General features: G+C 66.6%; 27 protein-coding genes. 15 read left to right on the forward strand and 12 right to left on the reverse strand.

Annotated elements, in window-relative coordinates; translation table 11 throughout:
• Nucleotides 1-110 precede the first annotated feature (110 nt).
• Nucleotides 111-572: an Lrp/AsnC family transcriptional regulator gene (locus FMM79_RS19910; protein WP_148629267.1), complete on the forward strand. Its 462-nt coding sequence runs from the start codon at nucleotides 111-113 to the stop codon at nucleotides 570-572.
• Nucleotides 573-710: 138 nt separating this feature from the next.
• On the opposite strand, the gene FMM79_RS19915 is transcribed toward FMM79_RS19910, so the two are convergent.
• From FMM79_RS19915 to FMM79_RS19925, 3 genes are all read right to left on the reverse strand, one after another.
• A complete protein-coding gene (locus FMM79_RS19915) occupies nucleotides 711-1,928 on the reverse strand; it encodes an MFS transporter (RefSeq protein WP_240339327.1) in 1,218 nt (405 codons plus the stop codon).
• A gap of 97 nt (nucleotides 1,929-2,025) precedes the next feature.
• A complete protein-coding gene (locus tag FMM79_RS19920; RefSeq protein ID WP_148629269.1) occupies nucleotides 2,026-2,895 on the reverse strand; it encodes an alpha/beta fold hydrolase in 870 nt (289 codons plus the stop codon).
• 118 nt (nucleotides 2,896-3,013) lie between these two features.
• Nucleotides 3,014-5,380: a TonB-dependent receptor gene (locus tag FMM79_RS19925; RefSeq protein ID WP_148629270.1), complete on the reverse strand. Its 2,367-nt coding sequence runs from the start codon at nucleotides 5,378-5,380 to the stop codon at nucleotides 3,014-3,016.
• Nucleotides 5,381-5,513: 133 nt separating this feature from the next.
• On the opposite strand from FMM79_RS19925, the gene FMM79_RS19930 reads away from it, so the two are divergent.
• Nucleotides 5,514-6,173 carry a TetR/AcrR family transcriptional regulator gene (locus FMM79_RS19930; protein WP_148629290.1) on the forward strand — a complete coding sequence of 220 codons (660 nt, stop codon included), beginning with the start codon at nucleotides 5,514-5,516 and terminating at the stop codon, nucleotides 6,171-6,173.
• A 107-nt stretch (nucleotides 6,174-6,280) separates the two neighbouring features.
• Nucleotides 6,281-6,922, forward strand: coding sequence for a L,D-transpeptidase family protein (locus FMM79_RS19935; protein WP_205466762.1), 642 nt, complete (start codon nucleotides 6,281-6,283; stop codon nucleotides 6,920-6,922).
• Between the two features lie 132 nt (nucleotides 6,923-7,054).
• On the opposite strand, the gene tilS is transcribed toward FMM79_RS19935, so the two are convergent.
• The 5 genes from tilS to FMM79_RS19960 form a co-directional block, all read right to left on the reverse strand.
• Complete coding sequence (tilS, locus tag FMM79_RS19940) at nucleotides 7,055-8,050, reverse strand: tRNA lysidine(34) synthetase TilS (protein WP_148629271.1); 996 nt, start codon at nucleotides 8,048-8,050, stop codon at nucleotides 7,055-7,057.
• Nucleotides 8,031-9,035, reverse strand: a complete 1,005-nt coding sequence (locus FMM79_RS19945) for a tol-pal system YbgF family protein (RefSeq protein ID WP_148629272.1) — start codon at nucleotides 9,033-9,035, stop codon at nucleotides 8,031-8,033. The genes tilS and FMM79_RS19945 overlap by 20 nt, the downstream gene beginning before the upstream one ends.
• Before the next feature lie 136 nt (nucleotides 9,036-9,171).
• Nucleotides 9,172-10,284 carry a helix-turn-helix domain-containing protein gene (locus tag FMM79_RS19950; RefSeq protein ID WP_205466764.1) on the reverse strand — a complete coding sequence of 371 codons (1,113 nt, stop codon included), beginning with the start codon at nucleotides 10,282-10,284 and terminating at the stop codon, nucleotides 9,172-9,174.
• 229 nt (nucleotides 10,285-10,513) lie between these two features.
• Nucleotides 10,514-12,790, reverse strand: a complete 2,277-nt coding sequence (gene ptsP, locus FMM79_RS19955) for a phosphoenolpyruvate--protein phosphotransferase (RefSeq protein ID WP_148629273.1) — start codon at nucleotides 12,788-12,790, stop codon at nucleotides 10,514-10,516.
• A 158-nt stretch (nucleotides 12,791-12,948) separates the two neighbouring features.
• Nucleotides 12,949-13,104: a YdcH family protein gene (locus FMM79_RS19960; RefSeq protein WP_084592079.1), complete on the reverse strand. Its 156-nt coding sequence runs from the start codon at nucleotides 13,102-13,104 to the stop codon at nucleotides 12,949-12,951.
• A gap of 221 nt (nucleotides 13,105-13,325) precedes the next feature.
• On the opposite strand from FMM79_RS19960, the gene FMM79_RS19965 reads away from it, so the two are divergent.
• The 6 genes from FMM79_RS19965 (at nucleotide 13,326) to FMM79_RS19990 (ending at nucleotide 18,345) form a co-directional block, all read left to right on the forward strand.
• Nucleotides 13,326-13,523, forward strand: coding sequence for a YdcH family protein (locus tag FMM79_RS19965; protein WP_148629274.1), 198 nt, complete (start codon nucleotides 13,326-13,328; stop codon nucleotides 13,521-13,523).
• A gap of 181 nt (nucleotides 13,524-13,704) precedes the next feature.
• Entirely contained in the window at nucleotides 13,705-14,226 is a 522-nt protein-coding gene (locus FMM79_RS19970; protein ID WP_148629275.1) for a DUF1465 family protein, read from the forward strand.
• 69 nt (nucleotides 14,227-14,295) lie between these two features.
• Nucleotides 14,296-15,183, forward strand: coding sequence for an MBL fold metallo-hydrolase (locus tag FMM79_RS19975; RefSeq protein WP_148629276.1), 888 nt, complete (start codon nucleotides 14,296-14,298; stop codon nucleotides 15,181-15,183).
• 103 nt (nucleotides 15,184-15,286) lie between these two features.
• Nucleotides 15,287-16,003, forward strand: a complete 717-nt coding sequence (locus FMM79_RS19980) for a hypothetical protein (RefSeq protein ID WP_148629277.1) — start codon at nucleotides 15,287-15,289, stop codon at nucleotides 16,001-16,003.
• A gap of 173 nt (nucleotides 16,004-16,176) precedes the next feature.
• Complete coding sequence (gene nadA / locus FMM79_RS19985; RefSeq protein ID WP_148629278.1) at nucleotides 16,177-17,169, forward strand: quinolinate synthase NadA; 993 nt, start codon at nucleotides 16,177-16,179, stop codon at nucleotides 17,167-17,169.
• A gap of 3 nt (nucleotides 17,170-17,172) precedes the next feature.
• Entirely contained in the window at nucleotides 17,173-18,345 is a 1,173-nt protein-coding gene (locus FMM79_RS19990) for a nitrilase-related carbon-nitrogen hydrolase (protein ID WP_148629279.1), read from the forward strand.
• Here the strand turns inward: FMM79_RS19990 and FMM79_RS19995 are convergent.
• A complete protein-coding gene (locus FMM79_RS19995; protein ID WP_162528567.1) occupies nucleotides 18,331-19,209 on the reverse strand; it encodes an MBL fold metallo-hydrolase in 879 nt (292 codons plus the stop codon). The genes FMM79_RS19990 and FMM79_RS19995 overlap by 15 nt on opposite strands.
• A 5-nt stretch (nucleotides 19,210-19,214) precedes the next feature.
• Nucleotides 19,215-19,757, reverse strand: coding sequence for a pseudouridine synthase (locus FMM79_RS20000; protein WP_148629281.1), 543 nt, complete (start codon nucleotides 19,755-19,757; stop codon nucleotides 19,215-19,217).
• An 82-nt stretch (nucleotides 19,758-19,839) separates the two neighbouring features.
• Here FMM79_RS20000 and FMM79_RS20005 point away from each other — a divergent pair, with 82 nt between their 5' ends.
• Nucleotides 19,840-21,123, forward strand: coding sequence for a DUF2254 domain-containing protein (locus FMM79_RS20005; RefSeq protein ID WP_148629282.1), 1,284 nt, complete (start codon nucleotides 19,840-19,842; stop codon nucleotides 21,121-21,123).
• 125 nt (nucleotides 21,124-21,248) lie between these two features.
• Here FMM79_RS20005 and FMM79_RS20010 read toward each other — a convergent pair whose 3' ends face one another.
• A complete protein-coding gene (locus tag FMM79_RS20010) occupies nucleotides 21,249-22,253 on the reverse strand; it encodes a TerC family protein (protein WP_148629283.1) in 1,005 nt (334 codons plus the stop codon).
• Nucleotides 22,254-22,337: 84 nt separating this feature from the next.
• Nucleotides 22,338-22,511 carry a hypothetical protein gene (locus FMM79_RS21290; RefSeq protein WP_153269336.1) on the reverse strand — a complete coding sequence of 58 codons (174 nt, stop codon included), beginning with the start codon at nucleotides 22,509-22,511 and terminating at the stop codon, nucleotides 22,338-22,340.
• Nucleotides 22,512-22,862: 351 nt separating this feature from the next.
• Here FMM79_RS21290 and FMM79_RS20015 point away from each other — a divergent pair, with 351 nt between their 5' ends.
• The 5 genes from FMM79_RS20015 to FMM79_RS20035 all read left to right on the forward strand — a co-directional run.
• The gene (locus FMM79_RS20015; protein ID WP_205466766.1) at nucleotides 22,863-23,756 is read left to right on the forward strand and encodes an SPFH domain-containing protein; all 894 of its coding nucleotides are present in this window, start codon (nucleotides 22,863-22,865) and stop codon (nucleotides 23,754-23,756) included.
• 19 nt (nucleotides 23,757-23,775) lie between these two features.
• Nucleotides 23,776-24,003, forward strand: coding sequence for a toxin-antitoxin system HicB family antitoxin (locus FMM79_RS20020; RefSeq protein WP_148629285.1), 228 nt, complete (start codon nucleotides 23,776-23,778; stop codon nucleotides 24,001-24,003).
• Nucleotides 24,000-24,317 (forward strand): hypothetical protein, encoded by a 318-nt coding sequence (locus FMM79_RS20025; RefSeq protein ID WP_240339326.1) that lies wholly within the window; start codon nucleotides 24,000-24,002, stop codon nucleotides 24,315-24,317. The genes FMM79_RS20020 and FMM79_RS20025 overlap by 4 nt, the downstream gene beginning before the upstream one ends.
• A 74-nt stretch (nucleotides 24,318-24,391) precedes the next feature.
• The gene (locus FMM79_RS20030) at nucleotides 24,392-25,342 is read left to right on the forward strand and encodes a right-handed parallel beta-helix repeat-containing protein (protein ID WP_148629286.1); all 951 of its coding nucleotides are present in this window, start codon (nucleotides 24,392-24,394) and stop codon (nucleotides 25,340-25,342) included.
• 183 nt (nucleotides 25,343-25,525) lie between these two features.
• A partial coding sequence (locus FMM79_RS20035) for a hypothetical protein (protein ID WP_148629287.1) occupies nucleotides 25,526-25,857 on the forward strand: 332 nt, incomplete at its 3' end.

Consider the following 25,857-nt stretch of genomic DNA (forward strand, 5'->3'; position numbering starts at 1 on the left):
CTTGGGGCACCGTTCATAGCGTGTGCGCCACGGAAAATCCTTTCTCATTCCGGCTCAGTAGGGCCTCAGCACGAATGGACCTTTCGCAAACCACGTCTATAGAGGTGAGGATGACCGAGCTTGACGCTTATGAGCGAAAAATTCTCCGCGAACTGCAACGCGACGCCAGCCAGACCACGGCGCAGATCGCCGAGAAGGTCGGCCTCTCCGCCTCGCCCTGCTGGCGGCGCATCGACCGGCTTGAACGCGAGGGTGTGATCGTGCGCCGCGTGGCCATCGTCGACCGTGAGAAAGTGGGCCTCACCGCGCACGTCTTCGTGCAGGTCAAGCTCAACGCCCATGGCCGCGCCAACCTCGACGAATTCGCCGCGCAGATCCGCGACTTTCCCGAGGTGCTCGACTGCTACGTGATGATGGGATCGATCGACTTCATGATCCGCGTCGTCGCCGAGGACATCAAGGCCTACGAGCGCTTCTTCTTCGGCAAGCTCTCGCAGTTGCCCGGCGTGCAGGAAGTAAACTCGATCGTGGCGCTCTCGCAGATCAAGTCGACAACGGAACTTCCCATCTGAAGAAGAAGGAAGGAAGGGATTCAAGGGGGCATCGCCCCTTGCCCCCGTTACTGTCGACCTCACCATTCTCGGCCAAGGTGGCGCGAGAGCCCTGAGCAAGATAATTCGGGGAGCCCGAGGGCGATGGCCCTCGCAACCCTACTTCACTTCCTCCACCCATTCGCGGCGCAGGAACGGCCCGGCCAGCGCCATCAGCGTCGCAGCCACAAGGTAGAGCACCAGCGCGAAGAGCATCGACATGCGCAACGCCTCGCTCCCGTAAACCGGGGTCAGCGCGGTCGACAGCGCGCCCAGCGCGTAGATCCCGCCGCCAAGGCCGATGAGGTTGTTGATGAGGAGGAACAGCGCCGAGGCGGTCGCGCGCGCCGGCGGATCGACCAGATGCTGGATCGCCGAGGTCACAGGTCCCAGCCAGACGTAGGCCAGCGCCTGAGGCACAAGGAAGAGCACGAAGGCCAGCGGCACGCTGGAGGTCCAGATGCCGGCCGCGAAGAGCGGCACCGCGACGGTATAGGCCATCGCCGGAACCCAGCCGTAGAACGCCCGGTCGGCCTTGCCCAGCTTATCGGCCAGGATACCGCCCAGAAGGACGCCCGCCGTTCCCCCGATCAGCAGCACCGCGCCGATGAACCAGGAAGTATGGACAAGGTCGAGCGCGAAACTGCGCTGGAGAAGGCTCGGCAGCCAGAAGGCAAGGCCATAGCCCAGCATCGAGCTGGAGGCCGCGCCGAAGCTCAGCAGCCAGAATGCCTTCTTGCGCGCGAGCACACGCGCCACCGCGCCCAGGGTGGGCGAGGCAGGCCCCCGGTCCGCCACGGCAGGCTTGGGCCGGTCGCGCACCACGAACTTGAAGGCGGGCGCGATGAGCAGGCCGCACAGGCCCACGACCGCGAAGGCCGCACGCCAGTCCACCGTTGCCGCGACATAGCCCCCTGCAAGGACGCCCGCCGCCGAGCCCAGCGGGATTCCCAGCGAGTAGATCGACAGCGCGAAGGCGCGCCGCTCGGACGGGAAGTGGTCGCCGATCACCGCGTAGGACGGCGCGACGCCGCCCGCCTCACCGATGCCCACGCCAAGGCGGGCCAGGAAGATGTGCCAGAACCCCTGCGCCAGACCGCACATGGCAGTGAACAGGCTCCAGCATACGAGCGAGCCAGTGATGACCCAGGAACGGCTTGTGCGGTCCGCGAGCGAGGCCAGCGGCACGCCCAGCGTCGAATAGAGGATTGCGAAGGCGAGCCCGCCCAGAAGACCCATCTGCGCGTCGGACAGGTCGAGGTCCGCTTGGATCGGCGCAGCGAGGATCGCAAGGATCTGCCGATCCACGAAATTAAAGATGTAGACCAGCAGCAGCATCGCCAGCACCAGGTTGGCTGACGCAGCCTTGCGCTCGCCCGGAGCGGATGCGGGTGCAGGCGGCGGCGCGGCGCGGGAGGTGTCCAGTGTGGCCATGTCAGCCCATGTGCTCCTTGCAGAAGGCGGTGATCGCGGCACGCGCGGGCGGCTCGTCGAGGATCGGGGCATGGCCCACGCGCGCGATCTCCACCGCGTCATAGGGGCCAGAATGGCGGCTGGCCATTTCGGCAACGGTAGCCGCGCTCAGGAGGTCCGAAATCGCGCCGCGAATGACCAGTACAGGGATGGCATCGAGCGCGTCCCACAAGGGCCACAGATCGGGCGGTACCACGGTCGCATCCTCGCCCGACACGCCCTTCGAGATTTCCGGGTCGTAGGCAAAGGAGACTGTCCCGTCGGGGTTCTCCACGCAGGTCCGGCGCGCGAAAGCCATCCAGTCGGCCTGCCCGAAATCGGGGAAGGCCGGTGCGTTGATGGCCCGGCAGCGGGCGGCGGCCGCATTCCAAGCCGCCATCGGGCCACCCGGTCCGACATAGCCCTGGATACGGGTCAGCCCCTCGGTATCGAGGACCGGGCCAATGTCGTTGAAGACCATGGCCCTGGCAAAGCCCGGGCGCATTGCCTGCATGACCAGCGCCATCAGCCCGCCCATCGAGGTGCCGATCACGCCGCAGTCTTCAATGCCCAGCCCGTCCAGAAGCGCAAACATGTCCGCGCAATAGACGTCCGGGCGGTACTGCGCCGGGTCCGGGTCCCACTGCGAGAGCCCGCGCCCGCGCTGGTCTGGAACGATCAGGCGGTAGTCGCCCGCAAGGTAGGCAGCAACCGGCTCGAAGTCGGCGCTGTTGCGGGTAAGGCCGTGCATAAGCAGCAGCACGGGCGCGTCGGGGCGCGAGGCGGAATAGTCGCGCGCGACCAGATCCAGCCGCCCACAGGCGCTGCGATAGCGGTGGAGCGCGTAGTCCATCGTTGGGGTATCCTTTCCTGGCAAAGCCCGTCCCTGATCGGGTCCGGCGGCGCGGCATGCCTCCCAGCATCGCCGCCCAGCCGGACCGGTAGGCCCTGCCTCTAGTGCGTGTCTACGTTCAGAATTCCAGCGACGCGGTCACGAAGACCTGCCGCGGGTTGCCGTAGAACGCGGTCAGCGTGCCCTCGGTGCCCAGGGTCGGGGTCAGCGGGCTCGCCAGCGCGCCGGTCAGCGGATCGGCGGCCATGAAGGTGTAGCCCGAGGTCTTGTAGCGCTTGTCGGTCAGGTTCTTGCCGTGGACGCCCAGGCTCCAGTTGCCGCCGGGCGCGGTGTAGACGATGCTCGCATCGATGAGCGCGTAGGAGCCCTGGTCGAGGTAGGGGTTGGGCAGCTCGAACTGGTAGGTCTTGCTGCGGAACGAGACGGTCGAGCTGAACGAGAGGTCGCCATCGCCGACCGGCGTCTCATAACCCAGCGTGCCGCTGCCGGTCCATTCGGGCGTGTTCTGGATCTTGCGGTAGTCCGAAACGTCGGTCGGCTGACCGCCGATGAGGCCCTCATACTCGGTGTAGCGCGCATCGATCCAACCCAGCGATCCCGCGAAGGTCAGGCGATCGCCCATTCCAGCGAGGTCACGGGCAAGCGTGGCGTTCGTCTCCAGCTCGATACCGTCGATCTTGGCCTTGCCCGCGTTGGTGATGACCCCGCAGAAGGTCGGGATGCCGCCCACCGTACAGCCCGCCGACCCCGGGATCTGGACGTCGCTGTAGTCCATGTGGAAGGCCGCGAGCGCGACATAAAGATCACCCCCGAAGAGGTTGCCCTTGTAGCCGATCTCGTAGCTGTTCACCGTTTCGGGATCGAAGCTCAGGTAATCGGCGATCTCGCCATCGCTGGGAATGCCGCTCGGGTTGCTGGTCGGGGCGTTTACGCCCACGCCGCGCGGGTCGAAGCCGCCGCCCTTGAAGCCCTGGCTGAAGCCACCGTAAATATTGTGGTCGGGCGTAGGCTTGAACGAAAGCGAGACACGCGGGGTGAACTTCTTGAAGGTCGCCGAGCCCGAGAAGTTGGTGCTCGCCCCGCCGAAGGGAATGCCCGCGCCGCCAAAGACCGGCGAGCCACCGCCCAGGTAGTTCTGGCGCAAAATGGAAGCTGAGCGCTTGTCCCAGGTGTAGCGGCCACCGCCCGAGAGGCTGAGCTGGTCGGTGATATCGAGGGTGAAGTCGGCGAACGCGGCCCAGGTATCGGTCTCGACGTCGGCCTGGGTGAAGGCGGTGAGGCCATCAAACGCGGTGAACAGGCGCACGTCGAACTGCGTGTCGGCGGTCGCGGTCAGATAGTAGAAACCGACCAGTGCCTGGAGCGGGCCACCGTCATCGTACTGCAGCTGGAATTCCTGGCTGAGCTGTTCGTTGCGGTAGTAGGCCGGAACGTCGAGGTCGACCGCAGGCAGCGCGTCGAAGTCGATCGGCGAGGCGCTGGAATCCTTACGCCAGGCGCTGATCGACTTGAGAGTCAGCGTATCCGAGATATCCGCCGTCGCGTTCATCGAAAGCCCATAAGCCTCGACGTACTGGGTGGGGTCCATCAGCCCGCCGCGGGTGTCGTAGACATCGTCCAGCACCGGCGCGCCGCTAACGAAGCCCGGGGTCAGGCGGTGGCCGCCGCGCGCGTTGGAGTTGTCCTTGGTGTAGTCACCCGAGATCTTGATCAGCACTGGCTCACCGTAGCCACCGATCTCGAGGCTGGCGCGCCCTGCCCAGATGTCCTTGTTGTAGTTTTCCTCGCCCGTGGTGAGGTTGTCGCCGAAGCCCCCGCGCGAAAGGCGCGCGAACGATCCGCCCACGCGGATGAGGTCGGTCAGCGGCGTCGAGGCCGTCACCACCACATCCGCCTGGTCATACGTGCCGAGCGTGCCGCGCACCTTGATGGACGGGTCGAGCGGCATGTTCTTGGTCACGTACTTGACCGCACCGCCGATGGTGTTGCGCCCGTAGAGCGTCCCTTGCGGCCCGCGCAGGACCTCGATGCGCTCGACGTCGTAAATGTCGAGAACGGCGGCCTGCGGACGGTTGAGATAGACATCGTCGAGATAGATGCCCACGCCCTGCTCGAAGCCCGAGACCGGGTCCTGCTGGCCGATGCCGCGGATGAAGGCGGACAGTGTGGAGTTGGTGCCGCGCGAGGGTTCGAGCGTCACGTTGGGAGCCGACTGGGCAATCTCGGTAACATCGAGCGCGCCGGTCTTGGCGAGCTGCTCACCACTGAAGCTGGTCACCGCGATGGGCACATCGACCAGGCGCTCCTCGCGCCGGCGGGCGGTGACGATGATCGCGCCGCCGGTTGCCTCAGGCGGCGTTTCGGCCTGCGCGGAGGCGGCTTCCGCCTCCTGCGCGGCGGCCGGAGCCGACAGGACAAGAGCCCCCATACCGGCGAGAAGCGCCAGCGCACTCGTCTCACGAACACGGAATCGCGCCTTGTTCATAGCATTCACTCCCAATGAACCAATTCTTGTTGGGCCCTGCTTATTGATACTTGAACCGGGTTTCAACTCCAAAGATTTGCCAAGGCTCGCAAGAGCCGATAGCTGTGGCTTCGTGAGCACAGAACAGCCCCCCCTGGAGGATCCGAACGGCGCGCCGTCCCCGGCCAAGAACGGCGCACACCCGCCAGCGGACAAGGTTCCGCGTACCGAGCGCGGGCGCAAGACGCGGCGCAAGCTGCTCGACGCGGCGGCTATCGAATTTGGCGAAAGGGGCTTTCACGAGGCTTCGATCACCTCGATCACGCAGCGCGCCGGAACCGCGCTGGGCAGTTTCTACACCTATTTCGATTCCAAGGACGAAATCTACCGCGCGCTCGTCAGCGATCTCAGCGCGCGCGTGCGCGAAGCCGCGCGCGAGGCTCGGTGCACCGAGCTTCCCGCGCTGGAAGCCGAGCGCGTGGCGCTCACCAACTTCCTCAAGTTCGCGAACGAGCACAAGGAGATCTACCGGATCATCGACGAGTGCGAATTCGTCGATCCCGCGACCTTCCGCGCGCACTACGAAGGCACCGCCAGGCGCATCACCGAACGCCTCGCCGACGGGGTGCGCAAGGGCGAGTTGCGCGCCGATGTCGAGGAAGCCCACGCCTGGGCGATCATGGGCATGAACGTGTTCCTGGGCCTGCGCTACGCCGTGTGGACACAGGACCGCAGCCCCGCCGAGGTGGCCGAGATCGCCAACGCCATCCTGCGCGGCGGGATCAACGCGCAACGCGATGACCCGGCAACGTAAGCGCCCTTTCCCGCAGCGGGACACCCGGTACCCGGGCACTGGCGCGAGGGCGGGCAATCTGCGATCAGGACAGGATAGACAGACCCCGTACGAAGTGGCCCGCCAACGTGAGTTCCCGCCTTCTCCTGCTTTCCGGCCTCGGCGCCATCGTCGCGATCGGTGGCGTGCTGACACTTGCGGCCCGCTCGGACCCGGCGCCCGAAGCTACGCCTAGCCCGGAGGAGATCGCCATGGCCGAGCCGGTCCAAGCCGCTGCCGAGCCTCCTGCCCCTTCGCCGGACGAGCCTTTCGTCATCAAGCGCATCCTCCCGATCAATGGACCGATCCGCTACGGTGAATGGCACTGGGACGAGGACGGCGTGCCCGATGGCCCGCTCGTCATCACCGTAGACCTGGACGCGCGTGTCCTCTCGGTCTTTCGCGGTGGCTACGAGATCGGAGCGACAGCCGTTCTGCTGGGCAGCCAGGACAAGCCCACCCCCACCGGCGTCTTTCCCATCACCGAGAAGGACATCGACCACGTCTCGAACATCTACACCGGCGCGCCGATGCCCTACATGCAGCGCCTGACCAACGACGGCGTCTCTCTGCACGGCTCGAAAGTGGAGAAAGGCTTTGCCAGCCACGGCTGCGTGGGCATGCCCGATCCCTTTGCGGCCAAACTGTTTCAGATGACCAAGCTGGGCGACAAGGTCTACATCACGCGCGGCAAGCAGATCGGCATGGGCGACAGCCTCGTCGAAGGATGAGACACGATTCAGGGGCCATCGCCCGTTGACCCCAGAATCGGCGACCTCACCTACCTCAGCCAAGGCAGCGCGCCTAACGTGAACTAGACGGTATGGGGAGCCCGAGGGCGATGGCCCTTGGATATCCTTCTTCTATCTCTTCACCGCGCGGCGCGGCGCCTTGGCAAAGCTCCACCCGCCCGCGTTGGGGCGTACGACAAGATTGCCGATAGAGGCAGGCTCACCGGCGCACAACGCATCGAACAGACGTGCGACCGCGCTTCCGCGCGGTTCCTGTCCGTCGAGTTCGGTGACGATGCGCGCAACCACGCGCAGGGCCACCGCGCGCGGGGCCTGGGGCTTGTAGCGCAGCCCCATCGGCTCCTTCTTGAGGCACGAGCGGTATTCGAGGTCCGCCATCCACGCGAGCGCCGCGTCTGCTTCGGCCAGGTGCGCGGCGCTTTGCGCAACCGCTGCAACGTCGATCCAGTCGGCCTGCGCCAACGCCTTGCGCAGCCGCACCCGGTCGTAGCGCTCGTTCGCATTGCTAGGGTCCTGCGCGGCCTCGACCCCGGCCCTCTCGACGATCTCGGCCAGTTCGCTGCGGCGCCATCCCAGCACCGGACGCAGCAGCGGGATCTGCGTTTCGGGCACCCGGCCCAGCGCGCGCGTTCCAGCGAGGCCCGCGACACCGCTCGCACGGTTGAGGCGCATCAACAGTGTCTCGGCCTGATCGTCGGCGTGGTGGCCCGAAAGGATCGCGGCGAGTCCCCGCTCCTCGACCCAAATCGCCAGCGCCGCGTAGCGCGCGGCGCGGGCCATCGCCTGCACGTTGCCCTCGGGCACGGTGACAGGAAGAATGGCGTGGGGGACGCCCAGCCGCCCGCAGAGCGCCGCGACATCAGCGGCTTCCTGCGCGCTTTCGGGGCGCAGGCCATGCTCGACGGTCGCCGCCTCGACCCGGCCCGGAAAGGCCGCAGCAGCGAGCAGCAGCAGCGCAGTGCTGTCCGGCCCGCCGGAGACCGCAAAGCCCAGCCGCACAGCCTCATCCGCCAGCGCCCAGCCCCACAGCGCGGTCAGATCGGCGTGAAACCGATCGACCGCCTCGGGAGCCGGGACCAGCGCGGGATCAGTTGCAGTCGAGCCCATTGCGCGTGGTGGAATAGAGCGAGCCAAGGCGGCCCGCCGCCTCGGCCGCGTAGGTCTCGCTGAATTCGGCCAGCGCGATGCAGGCGCGCTTGGTATCCTTCAGTTCCTTCATCGAAATGCCCAGGTACAGCAGGCTGTCGGCTGCACGTGCCCCCTGCTTGTCGGCCTGGTAGTTCTGGAGGAACCACTTGGCCGCTTCGGAGGGGTTCTTGTCGTCGAGCCAGGCGCGGCCCAGCAGGTTGCGACCGTAGCTGGCCATACGGTGATTGGGGTACTTCTCAAGGAAGATCTTGAGCTGCTGGCGCGCCTCGGGAAAGTAGCCTGCGTCCCACAGGCGGAAGCCGTAGGTATACTCATCCTCGCCCGCATCGCCGGTCTGCGGCTTGACGATGGCCTGCACGCCCTGTGCGCGGGCGCTGGTGGCAGGCGCGGGCTGGGCCGGAGCAGGCTGGGCGGGTGCGGGCTTTTCCGCCGCCGGGGGCGTCTTGATGACCCCACCGCTCATCGCCGACAGGTTGTTCTGCGAGGCGCTGACCGGCTCGGCCTGCGGGGCGCTCTGGGCCACAGGTGCGGCTAAAACCGCGGCCGTGGCCGCATCGCTGGCAGCGACCTTTTCCTCGAGAAGGACCAGGCGATTGCTGTTCTGCTCAACCTGCGAGGTCAGGCGCGCCATCTGCGATTCGACCGCTTCCATGCGGTTCAGGAGATCGCTGACCGGCGTGCTGGTGGCCGTCTGCGGTGCCGGTGAGCCTGCCGCAGGTGCGGTGATCTGGGGCTCGAAGAATGTTCCGCTGCCACCGGGAAAGACCTTGCGCTGGAGCGCGCTCACTTCCTTCTCAATCTTGCGCAGGCGCGCATCGGTGTTGTCCTGCGCGGCCACCGAAACCGGGCTCACGCTCGCCACAAGCGCGATGGCCAGTGCCGCCAGGGCCGAGGTTCGCGGCAGGCGGCGGAGCACCTGTGTCTGGGTGGAATACGCAATCATCGCCTAAATCTTCTCCGTCTCTGGGCCCCTGAGGCCCGGCGGCTGCAAACATGGGCGCCCGGCATCGAACAGGGGATGAACCACGGGCGACAGGCCCCCTGCTTGCCGCAAGGCACCTGCACCTGTCGAGGCTGACTTATTCGGAAGTCGTGGATACCGCAGTCGCCCCCGCGGCCGAACTGGGGCTCGCGTTGCCGGTCGGAAGGATCGAGACCGGGCCGCCGCTCTCCTGCGTGGCCGGTGCGCTCGGCGTCGGGCTGGCCGTTGCCGAACGCGCGGTCGCGGTGCGGCTGGGCACCGGGCTCGGGCGCGCCGTGGCCGTGCGGCTCGGCGTCGGGCGCGGACTGGCGGCCGGGCTGGTGCGGACGGTCGGCGTCGACATCGCGCGGGGCGACCGTGCACTCGCGGCCGTGGGTGCGGACGTTGGGGCAGGTGTGACGGCGGGATTCGAGGCTGGCGCGGGCGCGGAGCTTCCGAGCAGATCACGCGGCGCGAGCGAAACTCCCGAGACGGTCTCGGGCTTGTCCGAAAGCACGGGCACGGCGGTGCCGCCCACGGTGATAGCCAGGGCGTCGGGACGCGCGGTGCGCAGCTTGGGTGCCTTGGTATCGGCGGGCACGGTCCAGCTCTCGCCGCGCGCCAGCACCGTTTCCACCAGAGTGGCGCCGCTGCCATCCGAGACGCGCAGCCAGACCTGGTCCGCCTTGGCCGTCAGCACGACCGGGCCGGACGGGACCGTAGCCGAAGGGGACGCCGCCGCGATAGCCTGCGCCGGAGCGGGTGCCGCGCTCGGCTCATCGTCGGGCATAAGCGAGGGCAGTTCGCCTTCAGGCGAGAACACGCTGCTCCAGAAATAAAAGACGAGGCCGATCACCAGGACGACCGCGCCGCCCGCCAGCCAGGCCAGGCCGCTGGAGGGAACGCGGGCGGGATCGCCCGGCTCGAAACTGGGCTGGGAAACCGGCGCATAGGGCTCGTGCGCGTCAAGCTGGGCGCGTACTTTCTCGGCGATCACCTTCTCGTCGAGACCCAATGCACGCGCATAGGCGCGCGAAAAACCGACCGCGTAGGTGCGCGCAGCGAGGTCCTCGAAACGGTCTTCCTCGATCGAGAGGATATGGCGCTCGGCAACCTTCGTGCGCGAGGCGATGTCGGCGCGACTGAGACCGGCCTCTTCACGGGCCTTGAGCAGGGTCTGGCCCGCAGTGAGGGTCTGCGAGGTCGGTTCGGGTGTTTCCACGTTTTCCATTAGGCTCCGAGGGGCACGAGCGGCGATCAGAACACGGTCTGTTTGCGCGCGCTAACCAACCTTTACGACACGACAAAGTCAATCGAAGAGGGCCTTGGGGAGAAAAAACTTTTGCCTCCTTCCCACCGCCGCGCGCCAGGACGTGCAATTTGCACGTCTGTCTTCAGCATCTCCCCCCTTTTTCTGCCCCGCGTGCAAGCCATTACGGCGCACAAACCGCGTGCGGGGATCAGTCGGTGAGAAGCCCGCGCGCCGAGGCCCAGGCGTGCATCGTCTCACGAAGGTTGGCGGGTGGCTCGACCAGCCAGCCGCGCATCGCGGTCTCTATCTCGCCAAGATCGGTCTTGCCGACAAGGTCCTTGATGCGTCCGACCGCGGCCGGGGTGATCGAAAGGCGATGGATGCCCAGCCCCAGCAGCGCCAGCGCCTCCAGGCGGCGCCCGCCCATCTCGCCGCACACGCCGATATCGACGTTGCTGCCCTCGAGCGAGGTCACCACGCGGCGTAGGAAGCGCAGGATCGCGGGGCTCAGCCAATCATAACGCTCGGCCAACTTGGGGTTGGAGCGGTCCGCGGCAAAGAGGAACTGGGTCAGATCGTTGGTGCCGATGGAGAGGAACGAGATCTTGGGGGCCAGAATGTCGAGCTGCTCGGCCAGCGCGGGCACTTCAAGCATGACCCCGTAGCGGATCGCCTCGGGAAGCATGCGCTTGGTCTTGCGCAGGTACGCCAGCTGGCCCTCGAACACGGCCTTCGCCTCGTCGAACTCCCAAGGCTCGGCCACGAGCGGGAACATCACGTTGAGCTCGCGCCCTCCGGCCGCTTCGAGCAGCGCGCGCGCCTGCACCTTGAGGAGGCCCTCGCGCTCGAGCGCAACGCGCAGCGCGCGCCAGCCCATCGCCGGGTTCTCCTCGCCCTCGCCGTCGTCATGGCGCAGGTAGGGCAGCGTCTTGTCGCCGCCGATGTCGACGGTGCGGAAGACCACCGGCTTAGAGCCCGCTGCATCGAGGACGTCGCGGTAGAGCCGCGTCTGGCGCTCGCGCGCTGGCAGCGTAGCCGAAACAAGGAACTGAAACTCGGTGCGAAAGAGGCCAATGCCGTCCGCGCCGGTCAGGCTGAGATTGGCGATATCGTCGCGCAGGCCTGCGTTGATGCGCACCTGGATGCGCGTGCCATCGCGCGTGACCGGCTCGACATCGCGCATCGAGGCGTAGACCGCCTGCTTTTCCCGGTTCTTCGCAAAGCGCGCCTCGAAAGCCTCGATCGCGCCCGGCGAGGGGCGGACCGTGGCCATACCCTGCTCAGCGTCGAGCAGCAGCATGTCGCCCTCGCGGACGTAGCCGCGCAGCCCCCGCACGCGGCCCAGCACCGGAATACCCATCGCGCGCGCGACGATCACCACGTGGCTGGTGAGCGAGCCTTCTTCCAGGACCACGCCCTTCAAACGCCGCTTGTCGTATTCGAGAAGTTCGGCCGGACCGAGGTTGCGCGCGATCAGGATCGCATCGTTGCGCAGGCCCAGCGAGGCCGCCGTGCCGATCTGGCCCGAGACGATGCGCAGCAAGCGGTTCGCCAGGTCCTCCAGGTCGTGCATGCGGTCGGCCAGAAGCGCGTCGTCGATCTGGCGCATGCGCATACGGGTGCGCTGCTGCACGCGCTCGATCGCAGCTTCGGCGGTGAGCCCGGAATCGATCGCCTCGTTGATGCGGCGCGTCCAACCCTCGTCGTAAGCGAACATGCGGTAGGTCTCGAGCACTTCTTCGTGTTCGCCGCCCACGCCGAATTCAGCCTGCCCGGCCATGCGGTCGATCTGCTCACGCATCTTGTCAAAGGCGAGGATCACGCGCTGGCGCTCTGCCTCGGTGTCCTGGGCGACGATGTGCTCGATGGTGACGCGCGGTTGGTGGTAGACCGCCGTGCCCTGTGCCAGTCCCTTGACCAGCGACAGACCGCGCAGCTGCTCGGGCGCGTTGTGCGCCGGATCCAGCGATGCGGCGTCCTCGTCGTCGATGAGCCCGGCGTTGGTAATGAGCTCGGAGAGCACCATCGCCACGGTCTGCAGCGCCTCGATCTCCACTTCCTCGTAGCGCCGCCGCTCGACATGCTGGACGCCCAAAACGCCCACGGCCCGCTCACGCCGAACGATGGGTACGCCCGCGAAGGAATGGAATTTTTCCTCGCCCGTTTCCGGACGATAGGAGAAGTCGGGGTGGGCCGCAGCCTCGGCCAGGTTGAGGGTCTCGATCTTCTCGGCAATCGTGCCGACGAGACCCTCGCCAATGGCCAGGCGCGTCACGTGGACGGCCTCCTGGGCCAGGCCGCGCGTGGCGAAGAGTTCCAGCATTCCCTCACGCAGGAGGTAGATCGAGCAGACCTCCGAATGGAGGCTCTCCCCGATCACTTCCACGACCGTATTGAGCTTGGCCTGCGCGTGTTGGCGCGAGGCCATCACCTCGTGAAGGCCGGTGAGGATGTTTCGTGCTGCGTCGACGGCTCCGCTGGTCATGCCTTGGGGATTACCCCAAACGCGGGCGTTTGGAAACGCGGTTGGAGCACGCAAATCGACCCAGCTATGGATAAGGCCTCCATTGCCGGAGGAGCTTGCCACAAAACAGGGCTGGAAGAGGCTGCGTCACGCGCGGCGCGAGGCCCAGCGCGAAGCGTTCAGCCTCGGCCGATCTCCTCCTTGATCATCAGCTTTCGCTTCTTGAGGGCCTGTATCACCACGGCATCAGGCATCGGGCGGCTCAATTCATCGTGAAGCCGGCGATCGATACCGGCGTGCTTGAGCTGCAGGGCGCTGACGTGAGAACTTTCCATGAATGGTGTCTCCTCTTTCGTGGATACGCGATCCCACTTCCGGTGGCCCGGATTGGCGACTCGGTTCTCAGGGACCGGCGCAACTGAAGGGAACCACATTCACAGCATCTTGCGAAGTCCGGGATTGCTACATATCGGTGAGTTGCGTGAAACCTGCGTCAGGCCGGATTCACCAATTGCACTGCACAAACGGGTCCATTCTAGCGTTCGAGGAATCCGCCGTGACCGAAGAGGAAATGCGTAAACGGCTGGAAATCCTGCGGATCGAGCACCGCGATCTCGATGCCGCGATCGATGCCTTGCGCGCGGCGGGCGGCACCGACCAGATGCAGATCGCGCGCCTGAAGAAGCGCAAGCTGGGACTAAAGGACCAGATCACCCACATCGAGGACTACCTGATTCCCGACATCATCGCCTGAAACACACAGCGATAAGCCACGCGGCTCTCGGGCTCGTGCGAAAAATCAGGGCAAATCCACGATAAAGGTTAAAGGAGATTAACCTTAAAGCGTACCAGTCAGGGACACATACCTTCTCCAGCAAGAGTTTGGGTACCTTCCCCATTGCCCCTGATTCGCGCATGCGAAATAGCTGTTGGCCATGACCCACACGCTGGCCATCTGCCCCCGCATCGTGGAGGGCCTCTACCGCGAGGCGCTCGCGCTGTCGGAGGACGTGCGCGGGACTTTCTCTACGCCGGGCCAGATGTCCGACCAGCTTGCGCCCGCGTCCCGTCCTGTGTCCGGCGCGAGGAAACCCACCACCGACGAGGACCTCATCCGCATCGCCTATTCGCGCGTCGGCCTCGCCACGACCACCCGCATGATGCACGCGATTGCCTGGCTGTTGCAGCACCGCGCCTACTTCATGGGCGAGATCGGGGAAGAGCAGTTGCGCCGCCACGGACGGCTCGCCCAGGATCTGCGCCATGCCCGCGAGGGACGCGAATGCGACGAGGCCCTGCTCGATGCCCGGATCACCCGGCTCGTCGCGCGCACCCGCACCTTCTACGCGCGCCTGGAGCGCCTCGACGAGACCTGGAGCCTGTCGCGCGAGGAGGCCGCGGCGGCCAGCGCCATCGAGCGGCTGCGCCAGCGCATCGAGGGCCGCCTCGCCAGCTGATCACCCGGCGCGGCTCTTCGCAGGCCGACATGCCTCGACATGGGCGCCCCAAGCCCCCATAGCGCTCCCATGCAGAGCGACGCGGAACCCGAGCGGCCTTATGCCCTGGCCGAGACGATTACCCCCAAGGTACGACGCGTGCTCGCGCGCAATCCCTCGCCCTTCACCTACACCGGCACGCAGACCTACCTCATAGGCGATGGCGCCGAGGTCGCGGTGATCGATCCCGGCCCGGCCGAGGAGGAGCACCTCGCCGCGATCCTCGACGCGCTGGGCGAGGCCCGCCTCGTCGCCATCGCGTGCACCCACACCCACCGCGACCACTCGCCCGCGGCCGCGCCACTGAGCGCGCGCACGGGAGCCCCCATCATCGGCTGCGCGCCGCTGACACTCGAGGACGATGGCCCGCGCGCCGATGCGGCCTTCGACGCCGACTATCGCCCCTCCCGCGTGCTCGCCGACGGCGAGAGCATCTCGGGTGAAGGTTGGACGCTCACCGCCGTTGCGACGCCCGGCCACACCTCCAACCACCTGTGCTTTGCGCTGGAGGAAACCGGCGCGCTGTTCTCCGGCGATCACGTCATGGGCTGGTCGACCAGCGTCGTCTCCCCGCCCGACGGCGACATGAGCGACTACCTCGCCAGTCTTGCCCGCCTCTACGAGCGCACGCAGGACACCATCTACTTTCCCGCGCATGGCCCCGCGATCACCAAGCCTCACCAGCTCGTGCGCGGGATGCTTGGCCACCGCCGCAGCCGCGAGCGCCAGATCCTGCGCCAGATCGAGGCGGGCAACACCACCATCACCGCCATGGTCCCTGTCATGTACAAGGGTGTCGACGAGCGTCTCTGGCCCGCCGCGGGCCGCTCGGTCCTCGCCCACCTCATCGACCTGGAGCGCCGCGAACTGGTCGTGCGCCGCGGGGATGCGTGGCATGTGTCCGAGGAAATCGCTTGACAGCACCTCGGCGATAATTGCGAAAATGTAAAACAGGATTTCGCAAATCGCACGAGTTGTCGTACTCTACCCCCAGAAAAACCGAAAAACTGGGGGAAGACATATGGCAAGCCTGGCATCTGCCAAGACCAAGGCGCTGAGCTTCTGGCAAAAAGTCGCGCTGGGAATCGCGGCGTTCGATCTCTTCGCGTTCCTGCAATTTACCGCGCGCGGATTCGTCGATGTCGGCGGCGCGCCGCTGTGGATCCATCTTCACGCCGCCGGGATGCTGGCCTGGCTCGGCTTCTTCGTTCTCCAGCCCACGCTGATCGCACGCGGCGACGTCGCCCGCCATCGCCAGACCGGGGCCATCGCTCTCGTCCTCGCGCTGGGCGTCGTGGTGCTGGGTGCCTACTCCACCTACATGAGCGTGGCGTCGCGCCATGTGCCCGGCTTCTTTGCACCGTCCTACTTCCTGACGCTCAACACCATCAACATCGCAACCTTTGGGGCGCTGGTGCTGGCTGCGGTGGTCGCGCTCGGCCGTGACATCACGGCGCACCCGCGCCTGATCGTGGGCGCCAACGTGATGATCCTGGAGCCTGCTCTGGGACGTCTCTTGCCCTTCCCGCTGATGCAGCCCTGGGGCGAATTTGCGGTGATGGTGCTGCAGCTGGGCGTCCTGGCGCTTGTCGCCCGCCACGATCTGGCGCAGCTGGGGCGGGTCCACCGCGCCACGCTCGCCTCGCTGGCCGCGGTCGCCTTCTCACACACCCTGGTCGAGATGATGGGCCGCCTCCCCGCCGTCCACGCGCTCGCCGAACGCATCGGGCAAGGGTAAGCCCTGTCAGGAGCGCGTCCATCTGGCGGACAGGCCGCCGCCAGCCGCGTACGTGCGCATTTTTCCCTTGGGTCCTTGCACACCCGCCCTTAAGTAGGCCGCAAAAGGGTGCAGGAACCGCCGCGAACGGCGCGAACCGGGACGCCCGGACAAGGACCGAAGGGAAATCCGCCATGACTGCCATGCCTGATCGTGCCGATCTGAAGGGCCTCGATCTTCGGGCCGAGATCGAGCGTCTGCGCAAGGAGCGCAACGCTGTCATCCTCGCCCACTACTACCAGAAGCCCGAGCTGCAGGACCTGGCGGACTTCGTGGGTGACAGCCTGGAGCTGAGCCGCAAAGCCGCAGAGACCGACGCGGACGTCATCGCCTTTTGCGGCGTCAAGTTCATGGCTGAAGTCGCCAAGATCCTCTCGCCCGAGAAGACCGTGATTTTGCCGGACATGGAAGCAGGCTGCAGCTTGGAAGATTCCTGCCCGCCCGAGAAGTTCAAGGCGTTCCGCGAGGCCCACCCGGACCACATTGCGCTTACCTACATCAACTGCTCGACCGAGGTGAAGGCGCTCTCGGACGTGATCGTCACCAGCTCGAGCGCGGAAACGATCCTCCAGCAGATCCCCGCCGACCAGAAGATCATCTTCGGCCCCGACCGGCACCTAGGCGGCTACCTTTCGCGCAAGTTCAACCGCGAGATGCTGCTGTGGCCGGGCGTGTGCATCGTCCACGAGGCCTTCAGCGAGACCGAGCTTCTGAAGCTCAAGGCGCAGCACCCCGGTGCGCCGATTGCCGCGCACCCGGAATGCCCGCCGACCATCGTCGATCACGCCGACTACGTGGGCTCGACCAGCGGCATCCTCAACTACGCCAAGGCGATGGAAGGCGACACGCTGATCGTTGCGACCGAGCCGCACATCATCCACCAGATGGAACGCGCGCTGCCGAACAAGACCTTCATCGGCGCGCCGGGTGCGGACGGCAACTGCAACTGCAACATCTGCCCCTATATGGCACTCAACACGATGGAAAAGCTCTACATCGCGCTGCGCGACCTGGAGCCGAAGATCGAGATCGAGGAAACCCTGCGCCTCGATGCCAAGAAGAGCCTCGATGCCATGCTCGAAATGGCCTCGGGCACGGTCGGCAAAGGCGACCTGGGTACGCGCTGAGACATGCCCGCCCGCCGCACCGTCCTGCGTGAAGGCGCCTTCCTGAGCGCGGGACTGGCAGCGGGCCTGCCCTTCCTTTCCGCGCCAGCGCGGGCGAGGACACCCGGTGCCATCGCGCCCTACACGGCGGCCTGCGTGCAGACCCGCGTGCGGCCCACATGGTCCTCGAGTGGCATGCCCCTTCCCGAAGCGCTGGCCGCCAATGTCGAGACCGTCGCGCGCGCCATTGAACACACCGCGGGCGAGAGGGGCGCAAAACTTCTCGTTTTTTCCGAGTTCTGCCTGCAAATGCCGCTCGTGCGCCTCTCACCGGCACAGTGGGAAGCGGGCGCGGTGGATCTGTCAGGCCCGGAGATCGCCCGGCTTCGTGAAGCGGCCCTGCGCGCAGGCGCCTACGTCGTCCTCAACCCTGTCGAGGGCATTGCCGCATTTCCGGGACGCTATTTCCTGACCGGACTGCTGCTCTCACCCGAGGGCGGGATCGCGCTGACCTACCGCAAGCTTTACGATCTTACCGGCAAGACCCGGCCAAGCGATGTCCTGCCCCAATGGCGTGACCTCTATGGCGAGGATTCGCTGTTTCCCGTGGCCGATACGCCGTTAGGCCGGATCGGCGTGACGGTGGGCACCGACGCCAACTGGCCCGAGATGGTGCGAAGCCTGGCCTTGCGGGGCGCCGAAATCGTCGCCACCTGCCTCGCCTCGCCCAACGTGACGCCCAGTTCCCCGGCAAAGCGCGCCCCCCACGCGCCCGATGCCAACGATCCGGCGCTGCCCGTCATGGCCCGGCGCCTGCGCGCCTACGAGAACATGGCCTACATGCTGACCGCGAACCTGGGGCCGGTGGGCGAGGCGAACGGCAACCCACTGGACGCCATGCAGCCCAGCGAGATCGTGGACTACCACGGCAACGTGCTAGCGGCCTCGAGCGATGCAGGCTCCTGCGCGATCACGGCCACGCTCGACATCGAGGCCCAGCGCCGCGCGCGCTGCACGCCCGGGCCCGCCAACGCACTGCTTCAGCTCCAGAGCGGTCTCCACGCGCCCGACTACGCCGCCGCGCGCTTCGATGCGCCCCCCGCGCCGGATGAGGACCACGCACAGGCGCAGCGCCGGCGCATCCGCGATCTCGTGGCCCGCGGCGTGCTGGCCGCGCCTGCCTCAGGGCTGCCCTGAGGCCGCTTCCCGTTCCAGCTGCGCGTCAAGCGCCGCCCCGAAATACGCAGAGAGCGCCTTGCACGGCTGTGACCCTGTCGCGCCTGCCGCTTCGGCGTGGGCCGGATGGCGGCTGAGGACCTGGTCGCAGGGCAGTCCCACCAAGCGCTCAAGCCCGTCCCGGAACGCGGCAAGCGCCCCGGCATTTTCGGGTGCGGAATAGCGGTAGGTGCCATCGGTGCGCGAGGTCAGGCTGGCCACCGCGACAAGCGTGCGGCAGCTGTCCGCTTTCGCGCAGCTTTGCCAGGACCAGCTCAGGCTCCCCGGTGTGTGCCCGGGCGTCGCGTGCGCGGTCAGTTCCAGCCCGCCCAGACGCACCATCTCGCCATCGCCGACCACCGTAACCTCAGGCACCGGAGCATAGGCGAAAAGCTCATCCAGCTGCGGATCGCTGCGGGTGGAATGGCCTGCGCGCAGCACCTCGCCCCCAGCCGCGCTGGCCAGCACCTTCGCGCCACTGTCGCGTGCAAGTGCGGCGAGGCCACTGGCGTGATCGTAGTGCGGCTCGGTGCTGAGGATCAGCTTCACGTCGGCAATGTCATAGCCGATCTGTTCAAGGTGCGCCTCGAGGACGGGCGCCCACTGCGCAAGCCCGGCATCGATCAGCACCAGGCCCGCCCCGCTGTCGATCAGAGTCACTGCGAGCGTGGGCGAGCCCAGCGACCAGGTCGCCCCATGGACCAGACGCGGGGGCCCGGGCTCCCCGAAAGCCTCGGCATATTGCAGCGCGACGGCACGGGTCAGCGGGTCCTCCCCGTCCTGCGCGAAGGCCGGGCCTGCGATGGCGAGCCCCAGAACAGCGGCGAAAGCAATCCCAGCGCGCATCCCCTTCACGCCTCGCGCCATTCGCCATTGGCGATGCCTGCAAGGGTCCAGTCGCCGATACGCCAGCGCACCAGCCGCAGCGTGGGATGCCCCACAGCCGCCGTCATGCGCCGCACCTGCCGGTTGCGCCCCTCTCGGATGGTGAGCTCCAGCCAGCAGTCGGGCACCGACTTGCGAAAGCGCACAGGCGGCGTGCGCTCCCACAGGTCGGGTTCGTCGATGCGGCGCACATCGGCCGGGCGGGTCATGCCGTCCTTCAGCATCACGCCCTTGCGCAGCGCGGCGAGCGCGGCTTCGTCGGGCTCGCGCTCGACCTGAACGAGGTAGGCCTTCTCGGTCTTGTACTTCGGGTCCGAGATACGCGATTGGAGGCGTCCGTCGTCAGTCAGGAGCAGAAGCCCCTCGCTGTCGCGGTCGAGCCGCCCTGCGGGATAGACATCCGGCACATCGATATAGTCCGACAGCGTCGCGCGCGGACTGGGCGAACGGGCATCGGTGAACTGCGAGAGCACGTCGAAGGGCTTGTTGAACAGGATCAGGCGCGCCATCGCGAAAAGGGGTCTCCGAACAGAAGCCAGGGGGAACAAGCGTGTACTTTCGTGCACTTTGCCGGTTGGAAGGAAAACGTCAATGATCGCCCGTCTGCATTCGTACTGGTACGCGCTGCGCGCCAGCTACTGGTTCTACCCTGCTCTCTTCGCGCTGTGCTCGGCGCTCCTGGGCACGCTGACGGTGGAACTGGACCACACAGACCTGCTCGCGCAGTTTGTTGAGGATGGCTGGCTGCGCCCGATGCACGCCTCGGATGCCAGCGACCTGCTCGGCGTTGCCACCGGCTCGATGCTGGGCGTGGCGGGCACGGTATTCTCGATCACGATTGCCGCGGTTGCCTATGCCAGCGGCAACTATGGACCGCGCCTCCTCACCAATTTCATGAAGGACAAGGGCAACCAGCTCAGCCTTGCGACCTTCATCGGCACCTTTGTCTACGGCCTCACCGTCATGCGCGCAATGCGAGGCGGCGGCGGGGACGAGGCCTTCGTGCCCCAGATCTCGCTCCTTGTTGCTTTCGCCTTCCTGATCGTGACGACGGCGGTGCTGGTCTATTTCCTCCACCACATTCCCGCCAGCATCCGTATCGACACCGTGCTCGAATTGATCGGCCGGCGGCTCTTGCACCAGATAGCAACGCGTTACCCCGAGGGAGGTTCGCGCGACCCGGCCCGGCGCGCAACGCCGCAGGGCCAGCCCATCTGCGCGCAGGATACAGGCTACGTGCGCGTGATCGAACTCGACACCCTGTGCGAGGTCGCCGCGCGCCGCGATCGCCTCGTAAACCTTGCCGTGCGCACAGGCGACTTCGTCTATCCCGGCGTTGTCCTCGCCCATACCGACGCGCGCCGCCTCGAAGACGCCTTTGCGCGCGAAGTGCGCGCGACGATGGCGCTCGGCGCCTCGCGCACGGCCGAGCAGGACATCGAGTTCTCGATGGACGAACTGGTCGAGATTGCCCTGCGCGCGCTGTCGCCAGGCATCAACGACCCCTTCACCGCGATCACCGCGCTCCACTGGATCGGCGCGGCTACCGCCGACTTCGGGCGCCGGGACCTTGCCTTCGAGACCTGGAACAAAGGCGATCCCGCCTGCCCCGTCGCGCGCCTCCACAGCGACTTCGCGCACTTCCTCCAGCGTGGGTTTGTCGCCATGCGCAGCGCGGTGGCGACCAGCCGCCTCGCCGCGCTGATGGCGCTGGAGGCCCTCCACACCGCTTCGCAACGGGTGAACTCCGCGCACCGGCGCCGGTTGCTGCTCGACGAGATGGACCGGCTGGCCGAGCAGGCCGCAGAGCACCTTTCCGGCCCGGACATCGCCCTGGTTCGGGAGCGGCACGCCCTCCTGCGCCGCGAGGATTGACGGAGGAAGAAGGATTCCAGGGGCCATCGCCCCTTGACCCCAGAACGGGCGACCTCGCCTTTCGCAACCGCCGCTGCGCGCGCAAGGCGCGCTTGAAAGGTTGGGGAGCCCAAGGGTGATGGCCCTCAGATCCTCTTCGCCTTCTCCCCGCGCGTCATCACCAGCGACCAGATCACCCCACCCGCAATCAGCGCAACGGTAACGCCCAGGCTGAAGACCGGCGGAATCTTGGCGCCCGACAGCAGGAAGTCGGAAACGAAGATCTTGCCCCCGATGAAGACGAGGACCAGCGCGAGCGCGTACTGCAGGTAGTGAAAGCGGTGCACCATCGCGGCCAGCGCGAAGTAGAGCGCGCGCAGGCCCAGGATCGCCATAATGTTCGAGGTGTAGACGATGAAGGTGTCGCGTGTGATCGTGAAGATCGCCGGGACCGAATCGACCGCGAAGACAAGGTCGGCCAGATTGATGACCACCAGCGCCAGGAACAGCGGCGTCGCGGCCCAGACCAGACGGCTCCCGCGCGCGCCCACGGGTGCCTCGGGATTGGCCGGAACCTTCACGAAGAAGTGCTCGGCGTGGTGCTCCTTGGTGACGCGCATGTGGGTGGATATCCAGCGCACCGCCGCGTTGTTGCCGACGTCCGGCTCGCTCTCACCCGTCACCAGCATCTTGAGGCCGGTGAAGATCAGAAACGCTGCAAACAGGTACATCACCCAGTAGGCGCTTTCGATCATCGCGGCACCGCCCGCGATCATGATTCCGCGCAGCACGATCACCGCGAGGATACCCCACAGAAGCGCGCGGTACTGGTATTTGCGCTCCACGGCGAAGAAGCTGAAGATCATCGAGATGACGAAGACGTTGTCGATCGAGAGCGCCTTCTCGATGAAGTAGCCGGTGTAGTACTCCATGCCGGCGGCGGGGCCCTTCTGAACCCAGATCCAGCCGCCGAAGATCATCGCGATGCCGATGTAGAAGACCGACAGCTTGAGCGATTCGCCGATGCCCATTTCCTTGTCGTCCTTGTGCAGGACGCCAAGATCGAAGGCGGTCAGGGCGATGACGATGGCGATGAACGCGAACCAGAACCACAGGCTCGTGCCCATCCAGTAGGTCGATAAAAATTCCATGGATCAGGACCTGCTCAATACGGGAAAAGGAAGCGCCGGCGCGTCGGAGGGGGACTTACGCGCCGGCGCGGGAACAGGCCGCTGTCAGGCCGTCGCCATGGGGGAAGGCAGGCGCTGGGGCCTGTTCCGCAGGGTTTCCTTTGCCTTAAGCCGCAAGACGATCAGGGCCGGATCGGACGTGCGTCCAGCCTGCAGACGACGAAGCCGCGAATCCCGTCGCGCCAGCGTCTCGAGCATTGAGTACATCTTCTCGGTCATCGGTCATTCCCTGTCGAACGCATGTGGTAGTTCGATCGGTCGAGACGACGCTTTGTTGCATGGGGCTGTGTGATGTTTGCCCCTGAAACCGCAATTTAGACCCGTGGAATACATGCGCGACCCGGATCGTTGCATCGGTCTTTCCCGATGCGGTCCGACATCACGCGACGATCAGCGCTCCGCATGGAAGAGGCTCAATCGCTCGCGCCAGAGGGGCCCGGCCCGCATCTCTTATATAAGACCGAAACGCTCTTGCGACAACCGCGCCTTCCGCCATGTGTCCTCCGACGCCTTGACCTGCACTGCAAAACGATATTAACATGATATCACTTTAACAGGGAGAGCATGTCGATGTCCGCCAACCTACAGCCGATGAACGCCAGCCGCGAACATCCCGCGTCCGCCTTCAACGGCTACCTCATGCTGCTCGTGCTGGCAGGCCTTGTACTGCTGGCCCTGTTCAGCGTGGTCGGCGGAATAAGCGCGGGATCGCCACTCTTCCTGCTGTTGCTGGTGCCTTGCGTGCTGGCTGCGCTGCTCGTCCTGCCAGGCTTCTACATGGTCCAGCCCAACCAGGGCGCGGCCATCGTCCTGTTCGGCAGTTACCGCGGGACCGACCGCTCGACGGGCCTGCGCTGGACCTGGCCGTGGATGATGAAGTCCAAGGTCTCGGTCCGCACCAACAACATCGTCTCGGAAAAGCTCAAGGTGAACGACCTGCGCGGAAACCCCATCGAGATCGCGGCCAACGTGGTCTGGCGCGTCTCCGATACCGCGCAGGCGCTTTACGATGTCGACGACTACCGCAGCTTCGTCGACGTCCAGATCGAGGCGGCCGTGCGCACCATTGGTTCGCGCTATCCCTACGACGGCGAGGATGAGGACAAGACGCTGCGCGGCAGCCACGAGGACGTCAACCGCGAACTGCGCGACGAGCTGAACGAGCGCCTGCGCGTGGCGGGCGTGACGGTCGACGAATGCGGCCTCACCCACCTGGCGTACGCCCCCGAGATCGCGGGCGCCATGCTGCGCCGCCAGCAGGCCGAAGCCGTCATCGCCGCGCGCCGAAAGCTCGTCGAAGGCGCGGTCTCGATGGTCGAGATGGCGCTGATGCAGCTTTCGGAAAAGGAGGTCGTCGAGCTTGACGACGAACGCCGCGCCGCGATGGTATCCAACCTCATGGTCGTGCTGTGCGGCGAGCGGGACACCCAGCCCGTCGTCAACGCCGGCTCGCTCTACCAGTAAGGCATCCCGGCGCCCCGTCATGCCCAGCCCCGCGAAGAAGGCCTTCCCCCTGCGGCTCGATCCCGAGCTTCACGCCGCGCTGGAGCGGGCCGCGGCGGGCGACCTGCGCTCGATCAACGCCGAAATCGAGGTTCTCCTGCGCGAGGCGCTCGCCCGGCGCGGGGTGAAGGTTCCGGTCAGTCCGCCCCCGCAGCGTGGCCGTCCGCCTGCGGCATCCACGCCACAGCATGGGAGTGAGGAGACATGAGCACCCGCAGTGCGCGCAAGACGCGCGAGGCCGACCGCGCCCAGAAGGCAACGACACAGGCCGAGGCCCGCGCCTGGTTCGCCCCCAAGCGCTGTGGCCTGGGTTCGGGCCTTCCGATCCGCTGGCAGGGCTGGTTGCTCTATGCGGTCTACCTTGCCGCCATCGCAGGCTGCGTGGTTCTCTTCCAGACAGACACCTATGGCGCCCGCACCGGCGCCATCGGCCTGATCCTCGCCGTCAGCGCGCTTGTCCTGCCGATCTGCGCGCGCCGCACGCGGGGTGGCTGGCGCTGGCGCTGGGGCCGCACCGACTAGGAAGGCCTGTACCGAAGCGGGACGGCGGCCTGCGCGTTTACCTTTTGCACCCCAACCGGGCGTAAGACCACTCCATGCGCACGACCCGACTCGCTCTTGCTGGCGTCCTGCTGGCTGCCAGCCCGTTCCTTCCCGCCGCCTCTTCCGCGCAAGTTCAGGAGGAGCCCTATACGGTGGTCGAGAGCCAGCGCAGCTATGCCCGCCTGCAGGAGGCGGTGGACGCCATTGGCGATGGAACGGGCACGATCCGCTTCGCGCCGCGCCGCTACGCCGACTGCGCGGTGCAGACGCAAGGCTCCATCACCTACCAGGCGCAGGTCCCCGGACAGGCCGTCCTCGATGGCGTGACCTGCGAGGGGAAGGCCGCGCTGGTTTTGCGCGGACGCGCCGCGCGCATCGAGGGCCTCGTCTTCGCCAACTTCCGCGTGCCCGAAAAGAACGGCGCTGGCGTCCGCCTCGAACACGGCGACCTTTCGGTCTCGCAAAGCTGGTTTCGCGACAGCGAGCAGGGCATCCTCACCGGCAGCGACCCGCAAGGGCGCATCACCATCGACAAGTCGACCTTCACGCGCCTGGGGACCTGCGAAGGCCCCGGCTGCGCGCATTCGCTCTACATCGGCGACTACGGCGCGCTTACCGTCACGCGCAGCCGCTTCGAGGCGGGCACGGGCGGCCACTACCTGAAGAGCCGGGCGGCGCGCGTCGCCATCCTCAACTCCAGCTTCGACGACACGCAAGGGCGCGCCACCAATTACATGATCGACCTGCCCGATGGCGCGACCGGCGAAATCGCCGACAACTGGTTCGTGCAGGGGCGCGACAAGGAGAACTACTCCGCCTTCATCGCACTGGCCGCCGAACACCGGAACCACCCCTCGGCAGGCCTTTCAGTCCACGGCAACAATGCCCGCTTCGCGCCGGGAATCGACCGGCGCAGCGCCTTTGTCGCCGACTGGACGAAGGAGGCCATCAGCATCGAGGACAACACCTTGGGCGCAGGCCTCGTCCGGCTGGAGGCGCGCTGAGGTAGCCCAAAGGAACAGAGATATCCGAGGGCCATTATCCTCGGGCTCCCCGGAACTGTCGGCTTCAGGGCTCTCATGCCGCGCTCGCCAGAAAAGGTGAGGTCGCCCATTCGCCCCCCGAGCGCGAACACCTCACCGCAAGCGCGTTGCGTGATAATGTATCCTCGTCTACACGGCCAGCCAATGAGCTTTGGTCTCACCTTCCTTCTGCGCATGCGCATATGGGCCCTCCTACTTCTGGCCGCGATTGGCCTTCAGGCGGCAGAGCCTATTCGTGCCCCGCTCGAACGCGCACCGGGTTCGGCCTGGAGTTCGGCGACGAGCGACCTTGCGCTCTCGCCCTCGCGGCGCGGCGAGGACGGCGCACAGGACGTGGCTCCCCAGCCCCCCCAGCCACTTCCCGACCGCAGCGCCGGGCGCTTGAGTCGGCATGCACCTGCGGTGCTCGCGGCGCTCTTGTTGGCCCCGCGCGCGCAGTCCCCGCCCGCTCAGCGCCACCCCGCGCGGCGACGTGC

This window comes from Novosphingobium sp. BW1, assembly GCF_008107685.1.
GTDB lineage: Bacteria > Pseudomonadota > Alphaproteobacteria > Sphingomonadales > Sphingomonadaceae > Novosphingobium.